13 protein-coding genes are annotated in these 12,036 nt (G+C 67.1%); 10 read left to right on the top strand and 3 right to left on the bottom strand.

Annotation, left to right across the window (positions count from 1 at the left end; all coding sequences use genetic code 11):
• The first annotated feature begins 34 nt into the window (after positions 1–34).
• The 6 genes from QRN13_RS09505 (at position 35) to QRN13_RS09480 (ending at position 5,019) form a co-directional block, all read left to right on the top strand.
• Positions 35–757, top strand: a complete 723-nt coding sequence (locus QRN13_RS09505) for an RluA family pseudouridine synthase (protein ID WP_284877708.1) — start codon at positions 35–37, stop codon at positions 755–757.
• A gap of 64 nt (positions 758–821) precedes the next feature.
• Complete coding sequence (locus QRN13_RS09500) at positions 822–1,310, top strand: CC0125/CC1285 family lipoprotein (RefSeq protein ID WP_284877707.1); 489 nt, start codon at positions 822–824, stop codon at positions 1,308–1,310.
• A 40-nt stretch (positions 1,311–1,350) separates the two neighbouring features.
• Entirely contained in the window at positions 1,351–1,746 is a 396-nt protein-coding gene (gene crcB / locus QRN13_RS09495; protein WP_284877706.1) for a fluoride efflux transporter CrcB, read from the top strand.
• Positions 1,743–2,768, top strand: coding sequence for an RluA family pseudouridine synthase (locus tag QRN13_RS09490; RefSeq protein WP_284877705.1), 1,026 nt, complete (start codon positions 1,743–1,745; stop codon positions 2,766–2,768). Before crcB ends, QRN13_RS09490 begins: the two co-directional genes overlap by 4 nt.
• On the top strand, positions 2,765–4,249 hold the full coding sequence (locus QRN13_RS09485; protein WP_284877704.1) for a putative 2OG-Fe(II) oxygenase: 1,485 nt from the start codon (positions 2,765–2,767) through the stop codon (positions 4,247–4,249). Before QRN13_RS09490 ends, QRN13_RS09485 begins: the two co-directional genes overlap by 4 nt.
• A gap of 17 nt (positions 4,250–4,266) precedes the next feature.
• Entirely contained in the window at positions 4,267–5,019 is a 753-nt protein-coding gene (locus QRN13_RS09480) for an ATP12 family chaperone protein (protein ID WP_284877703.1), read from the top strand.
• Positions 5,020–5,028: 9 nt separating this feature from the next.
• Here the strand turns inward: QRN13_RS09480 and QRN13_RS09475 are convergent, their stop codons facing one another.
• Positions 5,029–5,808 carry a pseudouridine synthase gene (locus QRN13_RS09475; RefSeq protein WP_284877702.1) on the bottom strand — a complete coding sequence of 260 codons (780 nt, stop codon included), beginning with the start codon at positions 5,806–5,808 and terminating at the stop codon, positions 5,029–5,031.
• A 279-nt stretch (positions 5,809–6,087) separates the two neighbouring features.
• Here QRN13_RS09475 and QRN13_RS09470 point away from each other — a divergent pair, with 279 nt between their 5' ends.
• Entirely contained in the window at positions 6,088–6,579 is a 492-nt protein-coding gene (locus QRN13_RS09470) for a hypothetical protein (RefSeq protein WP_228763712.1), read from the top strand.
• Here the strand turns inward: QRN13_RS09470 and QRN13_RS09465 are convergent, their stop codons facing one another.
• Positions 6,580–7,128: a DUF938 domain-containing protein gene (locus QRN13_RS09465; RefSeq protein ID WP_502868586.1), complete on the bottom strand. Its 549-nt coding sequence runs from the start codon at positions 7,126–7,128 to the stop codon at positions 6,580–6,582. It lies immediately after the preceding gene.
• Positions 7,129–7,410: 282 nt separating this feature from the next.
• Between QRN13_RS09465 and QRN13_RS09460 the strand changes: the two genes are divergently transcribed.
• On the top strand, positions 7,411–9,258 hold the full coding sequence (locus QRN13_RS09460; protein ID WP_284877700.1) for a phosphoenolpyruvate carboxykinase (GTP): 1,848 nt from the start codon (positions 7,411–7,413) through the stop codon (positions 9,256–9,258).
• A 48-nt stretch (positions 9,259–9,306) separates the two neighbouring features.
• Entirely contained in the window at positions 9,307–10,320 is a 1,014-nt protein-coding gene (locus QRN13_RS09455) for an NAD(P)/FAD-dependent oxidoreductase (RefSeq protein WP_284877699.1), read from the top strand.
• Here the strand turns inward: QRN13_RS09455 and QRN13_RS09450 are convergent.
• Entirely contained in the window at positions 10,317–11,048 is a 732-nt protein-coding gene (locus QRN13_RS09450; RefSeq protein WP_284877698.1) for a TonB family protein, read from the bottom strand. The genes QRN13_RS09455 and QRN13_RS09450 overlap by 4 nt on opposite strands.
• 166 nt (positions 11,049–11,214) lie before the next feature.
• Between QRN13_RS09450 and QRN13_RS09445 the strand changes: the two genes are divergently transcribed.
• Entirely contained in the window at positions 11,215–12,012 is a 798-nt protein-coding gene (locus QRN13_RS09445; RefSeq protein ID WP_284877697.1) for a transglycosylase SLT domain-containing protein, read from the top strand.
• Positions 12,013–12,036: the final 24 nt, after the last annotated feature.

Below are 12,036 nucleotides of genomic sequence, written 5' to 3'. Positions count from 1 at the left end.
TGACGTAGGGCGCGCCGTCGCGTATGGACGCGCCGTGACCCGCGTTCCTGCCGATCTTTCATCCGATGATATCGCCGCCGTCCGGTCGTGGGTGATCCACGAGGATGCGCACGTCATCGCCTTCTCAAAGCCGCCGGGGCTGTCCAGCCAGGGCGGGCGGATCAAGGCGCATACGCTGGACGACCTGCTTTGGGCGTTCGCGCGGTCAAACGGCAAGCGGCCGGAGTTGGTGCATCGGCTGGATCGCGACACCTCGGGCGTGATCCTGGCGGCCAAGACCAAGCCGGCGGCCAGTTTTCTGGGCAAGGCGTTGCAGATGCGGCGTTTCAGGAAACAGTATCTGGCCCTGCTGTCGGCCGCGCCTGATCCCAAGGCGGCGACCATCGACGCGCCGTTGCGCCGCGAGGAGATTGGGCGCGAGAGCTATATGCGGGTCGTCACCTTCGACGCGCCGGGCGCGCAAGGGTCGCAGAGCCGCTATCGGACCTTGGCCGCAGGACCTGAAGGGGCCGTGGTCGAGCTGGAGCCGCTGACCGGGCGGATGCATCAGCTGCGTGTGCACATGGCCCATATTGGTCGGCCGTTGATCGGGGACGTGCGCTACGGCGGCGCTTTGACCACGCCCGTTGGACCTGCGCCGCGTCTGATGCTGCACGCCGCCAAACTGACTTTTCCGCATCCCGAGGGCGGGACGACGACGGTCGAATCGCCGCCGCCCGAGGATTTCGCGAAGCTGAGAACGGCGCTGGGTCTTTAGGGCGCTGGCGCTTCAGGGAACGCCGTGTGCGTTTTGGCGCTATGTCGTTGAAAGGATACCTCTGATGAAGCGTCTCGCCCTCGCCCTGACCGGTCTTTCCGCCCTGGCCCTGATTGCCTGCGCCAGCCTGGCGCCCTATGGCGCGCAGATGGGGCCGAACGGGCAGGGATATTCCGAGCAGCGGATCGAATCCAATCGCTATCGGGTCACCTACAACGGCGTCGGCGCGGCGGGCCGTGTCGCCGATTGGGCGCTGGTGCGCGCCGCCGACCTGACCACCGAACAAGGCTACGACTGGTTTGAGGTGACGCAGAGCTGGACCGATGGTCGGCCGGGTGGCGCAGGCGGCGTCAGCCCGAGTGTCTCCATCGGTGGCGGCAGCAGTCGATATGGCGGCTATTCGGCCTCGGGTGTCGGCGTGGGCGTCGGTCTGAATTTCAGCGGACCGCAGCCGACCTCGACGACGCTGGAAGTCGTTTTGGGACGCGGCCAGAAGCCGGATCGTCCGAACGCCTATGATGCGCGCTCGGTGCAGGGCTCCATCCCGCGCTGACCATCGCTTTCGGCGCGGGCGGCGTATATATCGCCGCACGATGACACGTTTTCTTCTCGTTGCAGCAGGTGGGGCCATCGGCTCCATGGCGCGCTATGGTCTGGGCCTCGCCGCCGGGCGGCTCGCGCCCAATGCCGGTTGGCCTGTGGGCACCTTCGCCGCCAACGTCGCCGGGGGTCTGCTGATGGGTTTGCTTGTCGGCTGGCTGGCGTTCCGGGGCGGGGCGCAGCAGGAGGTGGTGCGCCTGTTCGCCGCCGTCGGCGTGTTGGGCGGGTTCACGACCTTTTCGTCCTATTCGCTGGAAGCGGTACAGATGATCGAGCGCCGCCAGATCGGCCTGGCCGCCGCCTATGTGATCGGCTCGGTGGTTCTGGCCATCGCGGCCCTGTTCGTCGGTCTGATGATCGCCCGCCGCGCCCTTGGAGTTTCCGCTTGACCGATCAGCCGCCCGCAGCAGACGCGCCCAAGCGCGAAGTCCTAACGATCTATGTCGCCGAGGACGAGGACGGCATCCGGCTGGATCGCTGGTTCCGTCGGCGCTGGCCGCACCTGTCCAACATCCAGGTGCAGAAGATGGCCCGCAGCGGTCAGATCCGCGTGGACGGGGCGCGCATCAAACCCGAAGGCCGTCTGACCGCCGGCGCCGCCGTCCGTGTGCCGCCGATCCCCGACGACACGTCACGACAGGCGGGCGACGCGCACACCCTGTCCGAAAGGGACATCGCCTTCGCCAAGTCGCTGGTGCTTTACGAAGACGACATGGTGATCGCCCTGAACAAGCCGCATGGCCTGGCGGTGCAGGGGGGGACCAAGACGAGCCGTCACGTGGACCGTCTGCTGTCGGCCTGGGGCGAGGGATTGGAGCGACCGCGCCTGGTCCACCGGCTGGACCGCGACACCTCGGGCGTCCTGCTGCTGGGCAAGGGGCCGGAGGCGGCCAAGCGACTGGCGGGCGCCTTTGCCCGTCGGCAGGCCAAAAAGACCTACTGGGCCATCGTCATCGGCAATCCGAAACCCTATACGGGCCAGATCGACATGCCGTTGAAGAAAACCGGCATCAACGATTTCGAGATGATGCGCCCGGCCGAGCGCAAGGATCCGCGCGCCGAACCGGCCGAAACGGCGTTCAGCACCATTAGCCGCGCCTCGCACCGGGCGTCATGGATGGCGCTGCGCCCCTTCACCGGACGGACGCACCAGCTGCGCGCCCATATGGCGGGGATCGGCCACCCCATTCTGGGCGATCCGAAATACGGCGACGAGAAATCGCGCGAACTGTCGGGCCCGCTGAAGCTGCAACTGCACGCCCGCAGCATCGAACTGGACCACCCGCGCGAAGGCGTTCTCAAGGTCACCGCCCCCTTGAGCCCCGAAATGAAAGCCGGCTTCGCCCACTTCGGCTTTTCCGAGGACGAGGCTGAAGACGATCCCTTCCTGGGCGTGAAGCGAATCCGGTGACGGCGGGGGGCCAGGCGAGGGTCGAAGGGGCCAAGGCTCTGGCCGCCGCCGGGCAGCTGAACGCGGCCTTGGATATGCTGGCGCCCATGGTGCAGCCGGCCGATTCGCCGTGGCAGGTGCTGTCGGTCCAGGCTGATCTTCTGAAGCGGGCGGGGCGTCTGGAGGAGAGTGCTGCGCTGTCGCAGCGCCTAGTCGCAGTTCGGCCCCACAGCGTGCCAGCGTGGCATAATCTGGCGTCCACCCTCGGCGATCTTGGATGGTCGGCCGGGGCGGAAGCCGCATGTCGCGCCGCCATGTCTATCGGCGGCGATGCGCCCGAAACCTGGCTGGTGCTGGCGCGGGCGTTGCAGGCGCAGAGCCGGTTCGACGAGGCCGAGGACGCCTACCGTCAGGCGCTGCTGCGGCGTCCCGGCTATGGCGATGCGCTGCGTGATCTGAGCCAGTTGATCTGGATGCGCGACGCCGATCTAGAGACCGCTTGCGCGCCGCTGGATGCCGCCATAGCCGTATCGCCAGCGACGCCTTTGCTGCGCCAGATCAAAGCGAAGCTGCTGGAATATGCAGGGGAGGGCGAGCGAGCCTATCGCACCCTGGTCGCCGGACCGCTGGATGGGCCCGGGGAACTGGCGGCGGCGCAGGCGTGTCTGACGTGGGATCCCCTCGGGGCGCTGGACCATGCGAACCGGGCGGCGGCGCTGGCGGGCGGCGAGGTCCCGGCGATCATGGTGACCCAGACCGAATGCCTGCTGGCGCTGGGTCAGGCCGAGGCGGCGCTGGTCACGATCAAGACGTTGCGGGCGTGCGAGCCGCTGAACCAGCATGTGCTGGCCTTTCAGGCGACGGCCTGGCGGATGCTCGGCGATGTGCGGTACGGCCGGCTTTACGACTACGACGCCTTCGTGCGGCCATATCGGCTGGAGGCGCCTGACGGGTGGGCGTCATTGGAGGCCTATCTGGTCGATCTGGCGAAGGCGCTGCACGACCTGCATACGCTAAAGAACCATCCGGTGGGCCAGTCGCTGCGCGGGGGATCGCAGACCAGCGCGTCCTTGGCGCAGAGCGAAAATCCGGCCATTCGCGCCTTTTTCCAGGCCATCGACAAGCCGATCCGCGACTATATGGCCGCGTTGGGTCAGGGCGACGATCCGCTGAGGGCCCGGAATACAGGTGACTATCGCATCCAAGGCAGTTGGTCGGTACGGTTGAGGCCGAACGGATTTCACGCCGACCATATCCATTCGAACGGCTGGCTGTCCTCGGCCTGCCATATCGAACTGCCGCCAGCGGTGCAGGGCGAGCGCCGCGAGGGCTGGTTGCGGTTCGGCGCGCCGCCCGGCCTGCCGAGCTTGGCGGCAGAACACTATGTGCAGCCCCGACCCGGCATGTTGGTGCTGTTTCCTTCCTATATGTGGCATGGCACCCAGCCGTTCGGCGGCGAGGCGTCGCGTCTGACGCTGGCGTTCGACGTCGTGCCGGCCTGATTCCAACGGACCTTCTGATGACCGACCAACCCACCCCGCATCGCCCACGTTTCGTCGAGCAGTCGCCGGATCGCATCTCTCGCTTCTGGACCGAAGCGACGGTGGGGCCGCATGCGGACGGGGGCTGGGCCGTGCTGTTGGATGGGCGCACGCCGAAGACGCCGGACAAGGCGGCGCTGGTCTTGCCGACGCAGTCTGCGGCGCAGTTGGTCGCCGACGAATGGGCGGCGCAGGGCAAGTTTCTGGATCCCTCGACTATGCCGGCGACCCGGCTGGCCTCGACCGCCATCGATCGGATCGGTCAGGCGCGCGAGCCGGTGGCGGACGAGATCGCGGCCTATGCCGGATCGGACGTGGTCTGCTATCTGGCCGAACATCCGACGCCGCTGGTCGAGCGCCAGGCGCGGGAATGGGGGCCGTGGCGTGACTGGGCTGCGCGCGAGATGGGCGTGGCGCTGGAGCCGGTCGCCGGCATCGTGCATCGGCCGCAGTCGCCTGACGCCATCGCGCGGGTCAAGGCGCACGCCCTGTCGCTGGACGACTTCCGCCTGACCGGACTGGCGACGGCTGTGCCGCTGCTGGGGTCGGCCGTATTGGCCTTGGCGGTGGAACAGGGCGCGTTGGGTGGCGGGGCGGCGTTCGACCTGTCGCGGATCGACGAGCTGTTCCAAGAAGAGCAGTGGGGCGTGGACGCCGAGGCCGCCGAACGCACCGAGGCGCGCCGGGAGGAGGCCCAACTGCTTGATCTGTGGTTCAGAGCGCTCGATTAGGGCGCTCTATTAGAGCGCGGGCGGCGTCGTCGAGGCGGCGATCAGCATCGCGCGTTCCTGATCGGTCAGGTGGCGCCAGCGACCCTCGGGCAGGTCGCCCAATACCAGCGGCCCGATGCGGGTGCGATAGAGATCTACGACCTCCAGCCCGACCAGTTCGCACATGCGGCGGATCTGGCGATACTTGCCCTCGGTCAGGACGAAGCGAAGGCGCTGCGGCTCGATCTGGGTGACGCGGGCGGGCTTTAGCGGCTTGTCGTTCAGAGACAGGCCGTGGCGCAGCTTGCTGAGCTTGCCTTCGGTGATCTGGCCTTCGACGACGACCAGATATTCCTTGTCCAACTCGGACGCCGGGCCGATCACCGCCTTGGCGACGACGCCGTCCGACGACAAAAGCAACAGGCCGCGCGAATCCTCATCCAGCCGACCGATGGGGGGCAGGGAGGCATCCCGCGCAGGCGTCTCGCCTTCGCCGACACGATTGGGCGTCTTCAGCAGTCGCACGGCCGGGATCTTGCCGGGATCGGGCTGGCCCGAGACGTAACCGATCGGCTTGTGCAGCACCAGGGTCATGCCCGTCGCCAAGGCCGCCCGGGCGGTGTCGTTCAGGGTCAGGGTTTCGCCCGGTTGAATCTTTCGGCCGGCGTCGCTGATCGTCTCGCCATCGATGGAGACCAGACCATTGGCGATCAGGGTATCGGCCTCGCGCCGCGAACAGACGCCGGTCTGGCCCAGCCACTTGTTCACGCGAACGGGTTCGTCGCCATCATAGGTGCGGGTGAAGGCCATGCGATTCCGTCGTCCAGTCGATGCGGCTGTCTAGAGCCGGGCAGGATCGCGAGCAAGCGGGTCGCCGTTTTCAGGATTAGCAAGGCCGGTCCGTTTGAACTGGCAGGTTGATCCAGACGGGATCGTCACTATATCTGCCGGCATTCCACAAATGATCCAGAGTGCGGGACGACACGCGTCGGACCCATCGATTTTCATTTTTCTGGTCATCGGCGTGGGTGGTTCGACAGCGTCGCTTGTCGGATCTGGATCAGTATTGAAACATCTCAAGGAGACGTCTTGTTCGCTCAAAACAAATCTTCCGCAGGCCCCCGTCGCACCGGTTACAACCGTCCTGTTCCCACCCGTCTGCGCATGGGGCTGGTGATGCGGCGTGACATGGCGTTCGGCGAGTTGGGCGACGTGGAGGGCGCGTTGCGGGCCGAAGGCGTGGGCTTGGCCCCGATTTCGACGGGCGACGCCAGTTTGATCGCCGGCGGCGTGACCGTGCTGGCCACCGCAACGGCCAAGGACATCGCCGAAGGCCGTCTGAAGGGTTTGGTCGTTCCGGGCGGTTCGACGGATGAGGCGTCGTTGGCGGCCGTGCGGTCGCTGATCGACCTGGCGCGCGCCAACGGTCTGACGGTCATCGCCTTCGCGGACGGCGTTGCGCTGGCGGCCGACAGCTTCGGCTTATCGGCCCAGGCCGAGGGCGCGGTGTTCAAGGACGGGGGGGTGACCCTCCTGAACGAGCGGGCCGAACTGTCCAAGCTGGTCGGCGCGATCGTCTGATCAGACGGCGCGGAACAGCAGGATGAGGTTGTTCGCCGGCATCTGAACCCGCAGCGTGGCCGCAAGGCCATGCGAGCGGGCCAGGGTCTCAACCGCTTCGCGATCACGCAGACCCCATTCCACGTTTCGCGCCTTCAGGCTGGCGTCGAAGGCCGCGTTCGAGTCCGCCAGCGGAACCTCGGCCTCGCGGTAGGGACCATAAAGCGCCAGCAGGCCGCCGGCGCGTCGCAAGACTCGCCCGGCCAGATCCATCAGCCCCTCGGTCGCCGACCAGGGGCTGATGTGCGTCATGTTCGCACAATACAGAGCGTCGAACATGTCGGTCGGCCAAGTCGTGGGATCGCCGGCATCGAGGGCCAACGGCGGCTTCAGGTTCGACACAGCGAGCTCGCGGCTCCAGGCGGCGATGCTGTCGCGGGCCTGATCGCTGGGGTCGCTGGGCGTCCAGTCCAGATCCGGCAGGGCGGCGGCGAAGGCGGCGGCGTGTTCGCCCGATCCGGAGGCGATCTCGAGCACCGATCCACGCGCCGGCAGGTGGGCGCGGAGCACGCGAAGAATCGCCTCGGCATTTCGACGCGCGGCGGGCGAAGTGAGTGCGCCGTCAGGCAGGACAGTGAGCGAATCCAGTGTTTGCACAAGCCCTTCTACCGCTCTGAAGCCGCGATCGCATCTGCGATCTTTTGCCGACGACACCGGTGGACATCGGCGCTTTCGTGCGCGGTTTGACGCGGCTGATACGACGGCGCATTTCGCTTGTAACAGTGCGTGATCGTTATGTGTCGGGTCATGGCGGCGTCAGATCGCCGGGCTCTTTTTGCTCAGGAGACGTCCTTGTCCAAGCCTTCCACGCCCGGCCTGCGCCCGGCGCCCACCGCCCATGCTGGGCTGATCGCCTGGGTCGAGCAGGTCGCCGCCCTGACCAAGCCCGCCAAGGTCCATTGGTGCGACGGCTCCGAGGCCGAGAAAGAGGCCATCACCGTCGACCTGCTGGCCAAGGGCACGCTGAAGGCGCTGGATCAGACCAAGCGGCCGGGCTGCTACTACGCCGCCTCCGATCCCCGCGACGTCGCGCGCGTGGAGAGCCGCACCTTCATCTGCTCGGACGACGAGGCTGACGCCGGCCCGACCAACAACTGGGCCGATCCGATCGAGATGCGCGCCCGTCTAGACGGTCTGTTCGACGGCTGCATGGCCGGGCGGACGATGTATGTCGTCCCGTTCTGCATGGGCCCGCTGGGGTCGGAGATCAGCGCCTTGGGCGTCGAGATCACCGACAGCGGCTATGTCGCCCTGTCCATGGGGGTGATGACGCGTATGGGTAAATCGGCGCTGGATCAGTTGGGCGAAACGGGCGTCTTCGTGCCGGCCGTCCATACGCTGGGTGCGCCGCTGGCCGATGGTCAGGCGGACGTGGCCTGGCCTTGCAACGACGACAAATGGATCGTGCATTTCCCCGAGACGCGGGAAATCTGGTCCTATGGTTCGGGCTATGGCGGCAACGCCCTGTTGGGCAAGAAATGCTACGCCCTGCGCATCGCCTCGATCATGGCTCGCGATGAGGGATGGCTGGCCGAGCACATGCTGATCCTGAAGCTGACGGATCCGAAGGGCCGGGCGAAATACGTCGCCGCCGCCTTCCCCAGCGCGTGCGGCAAGACCAACCTGGCCATGCTGCAGCCAAGCCTGCCGGGCTGGAAGGCCGAGACCATCGGCGACGATATCGCCTGGATGCGATTCGGCGACGACGGGCGACTGTATGCGGTCAATCCCGAGGCCGGCTTCTTCGGCGTCGCGCCGGGCACCAGCCGCAACACCAACCACAATGCGCTGGAGACCTTGGCTTCCAACACCATCTTCACCAACACCGCCCTGACCAGCGATGGGGACGTGTGGTGGGAGGGTCTGACCAACGAGACGCCAGAAGGTCTGACCGACTGGAAGGGGCGTCCGCACGATCTCGCGTCCGGCGAACCCGCCGCGCACCCCAACGCTCGTTTTGCGGCGCCCGCCAGCCAATGCCCGGCCATCGCACCGGAGTGGGAAGATCCCAGGGGAGTGCCGATCGACGCGATCCTGTTCGGCGGTCGTCGCGCCAGCGCCGTGCCGTTGGTGACCGAAGCCTTTGATTGGGAGCACGGCGTCTTCATGGGCTCGACAGTGGCGTCCGAGGGCACCGCAGCCGCCGAGAACAAGGTCGGCGAACTGCGCCGCGATCCCTTCGCCATGCTGCCGTTCTGCGGCTACAACATGGGCGACTATTTCGCCCACTGGCTGAAGATGGGGCAGGGGAGAGACGCGTCGAAATTGCCGCGCATCTTCTTCGTCAACTGGTTCAGAAAGGATCAGGACGGCCGCTTCGTCTGGCCCGGTTTCGGTGACAATGCGCGCGTGTTGAAGTGGATCAGCGAGCGGATCGACGGCGAGGCCGAGGCGGTCGATACGGCGGTCGGGCGCGTGCCGTCCGTCGCTGCGTTGGACCTGTCGGGCCTGGACCTGACGCCGGCGCAATTGTCGACCCTGCTGGACGTGGATGCAGGCGTCTGGGCCGAAGAGGCGGCGCTGATCCCCGACTTCTATCGCCAGTTCGGCGAGCGTCTGCCGACCGCCCTGTGGGACCAGCACGCGGCCCTGGTCGCGCGTCTCGACCACGCCGGCGCGGCCTCGATGGCCGCGGAATAGGCGAAAGCCATCTTGCAATAGGGGCGTCACGGGTCGATCAGACGGCCCGTGACATCTTCCTCTCCCATCGTGATTGTCGGCGCCGGCGTGCTGGGGCTTTGCACGGCGTTTGAACTTCATCGGCGCGGCCGGGCGGTGTTGGTGGTCGATCCCGGCGAGGTGAACGCCTCACTGGTGGCTGCGGGGATGATCGCCCCGGCGATGGAATCAGCCATCGATGACGTGTCGCTGGATCGCGCCCAACTGTTTCGGGCGGGATGCGACCTGTGGTCCGAGTTCGCGAGCGCCGCCGGCATAGCTCTGGCGCGTCGACCCGCCGAATGGAGAGGCGGCGACGTGGGGGCGATGGAGGCGCGGTTGCGCGCGCTGGGCTTCGACGCGCGGCGCGATGGCGCCAGCGTCACGACCGATGACGATTATCAGGTCGAGCCAACACAGGCTTTGGCCGCGCTAAGGCAGGCGCTGGGCGAGGCTGTCGTAGCGGGGACGGTGACGACGATCGCCCGCGCCGATGGCGGCTGGCGACTCGAAATCGGCGATCAGTGGCTGGATGCGGAGGCGGTCGTGCTGGCCACCGGCGCCTGTGACGCCATTGCGGGTCTGCCCGATGTCGCGCGCCGATTGATCGAGGAAATCCAGCCGATCCGCGGACAGATCGGCGTCGCAGCCGAACATCTTGTCGATCATGTCGTGCGCGGACCAGGTGCCTATGTCGCGCCAATGGCCTCGGGTGCGGTCATCGGAGCGACGATGGAGCCGGGGCGGCGGGATACGACGCCGGATGCCGAGGCGTCCGAACGCCTGACCCAGGCGGCTTGGGCTGCGCTGGGTCGGTCGCCCGAACCTCTGACGATCGAATGGCGCGTCGGCATCCGAGGCGCGACGGCGGATGGCCTGCCGCTCGCGGGCTCGGCGCCCGGTGAAGAGGGTTTGTTTTTGGCCTTGGCGCCGCGTCGAAACGGCTGGTTGCTGGGGCCCTTGGTCGGCGCCGTGGTGGCCGATGCGATCGAGGGGCGGACGGCGTCGCCACACGCCCGCGCCCTCGACCCTGGGCGATTCTAGCCCTCCATCGCGAACCGGACGGTGAAGTTGACGGTCGCGCCGTCGACAGGCCGGCCGTCTACGGTGCGCGGGTTCATGCGGAACGACCGCGTCAGGCTCTGCGCGGCGCGTCCGAAGCCCTGGCCGCTCGGCGTCTCGCCCACGACACGGCAGCCGTTCAGGCCGCCGTCCGCATTGACCACGCAACTGAGCGTCGCCGAACCCGGCGTGCCGTTCTCTGCGGCGCGGGTCGGATAAGCCCGCGCCATCTGCGCCGCCGAAGGTCGGCTGGCCCAGGTTGGATTGTTGATCACCGACGGCGGGCGCGGTGGCGTCTCGACGGTTGCCGTGCCGCCCTCGACGCCGGTGGGGGCGACGCTGATGGTCGGCAGACCGGGTTGAGCGGTAACGACGCCGGGCTCGGGCGGCGTCAGCGAGACCGTCTGCACCGTCGAGGGCACGGGGATCGCCGACTTGTGAATGGGCGTTGGCGGTGCCGCCGTTTCAGACGTGGGCAAGGGCTTGGGTTTGGGCGGCGCCATCATCACCGAGACCGGCGGGTCGAGGATGTCGTCGATGGGCGCCGCACTTAGCTCGAACCTTTGATTATAAAGCGCCACCCCCGCCGCAACGTGCAGGACGATTGAGACGCCGATGGCGCCCAGCATCCAGCGCGGGATGGGTTTCTTGCGTTCCCCGAAGTCGATCGGGCTGATCAAGCCGGGACCACCGGCAGCACGGATCATCATAACGTCACTCCCTCGTTCACCGCCCCCGCAGCGCCCGTAACTGGAAGTTGAGCGCGCAGGTTGTGGCGGCTTTACGGCGAAGTTTTCCCGTTCGACGAAGGTCGAGGCGTTAACGCGGCCGTTAAGAATTAAGAGTTGGTTAACTACGTTCGCCGACCCTTCGCACATGGGTATCGGAGCGATTCCATCGACAGGCGGAGTAGAGGCGGCCATCCGGCGCGCGTCGAACGCCGTTGGCGTGGACTATGACTTCCTGGTCAAGACCGCGCGGCGCGAGAGCGCGATGAACCCGTCGGCCAAGGCCCCGACCTCGTCGGCCGCCGGCCTGTTTCAATTCATCGAGCAGACTTGGCTGGGCACGGTCAAGCAGCACGGGGCCCAGCACGGCTACGGCCAATACGCCGACCTGATCCATCGCGGGTCGGACGGACGTTGGCGCGTCGAGGGTTCGGCGCGCAACGTGGTGCTAGACCTCCGGTTCGATCCCCATGCGGCCTCGACCATGGCGGCTGAGTTGACGGCGTCCAATGCCGCATATCTGCGCGGACGTACGGGCAAGGAACCGGGCGCAGGCGATCTGTATGCGGCTCATTTCCTGGGGCCGGCTGGGGCCGCCGGTTTGATAGAGGCGATGGATCGTAATCCGGGCGGCAGCGCCGCAGCGCTGTTCCCCGACGCTGCGCGGGCCAACCGCAGCATCTTCTATCGCAATGGACGCGCCGCCACGATCGCCGAGGTCCACGCCAATCTGCAGCGCACGGCAGGCGAGGGCGCACCCGCCGCCGGAGCCGGCGAGACGAAATACGCCGTGCCGAACCTGAGCGACAAGGACCAGATGCTGGCCGCCCGTCTGGATCGGCTGAAGCAGGATCAAGGGCTGCTGGCGCTACTGCTCGGTCAGGATGGATCGTCCAGCAGCGGCTTCGGCGGCGCTTTCTCGCCAAATGGCAAGGAATCGACCTGAGTCGTTGCATTGCAACCGATGGTA

Origin of the sequence: Brevundimonas sp. MEB006b (genome assembly GCF_030209705.1) — a bacterium.
Classification (GTDB): Bacteria; Pseudomonadota; Alphaproteobacteria; order Caulobacterales; family Caulobacteraceae; genus Brevundimonas.
The sequence above is the reverse complement of the archived record's forward strand: the minus strand, read 5'-3'. Positions and strand labels throughout refer to the sequence as shown.

Coding starts and splice junctions, on each gene's coding strand:
- QRN13_RS09500 (WP_284877707.1), top strand. CDS start 822: ATGAAGCGTCTCGCCCTCGCCCTGACCGGTCTTTCCGCCCTGGCCCTG.
- crcB (WP_284877706.1), top strand. CDS start 1,351: ATGACACGTTTTCTTCTCGTTGCAGCAGGTGGGGCCATCGGCTCCATG.
- QRN13_RS09480 (WP_284877703.1), top strand. CDS start 4,267: ATGACCGACCAACCCACCCCGCATCGCCCACGTTTCGTCGAGCAGTCG.
- QRN13_RS09475 (WP_284877702.1), bottom strand. CDS start 5,808: ATGGCCTTCACCCGCACCTATGATGGCGACGAACCCGTTCGCGTGAAC.
- QRN13_RS09450 (WP_284877698.1), bottom strand. CDS start 11,048: ATGATGATCCGTGCTGCCGGTGGTCCCGGCTTGATCAGCCCGATCGAC.
- QRN13_RS09445 (WP_284877697.1), top strand. CDS start 11,215: ATGGGTATCGGAGCGATTCCATCGACAGGCGGAGTAGAGGCGGCCATC.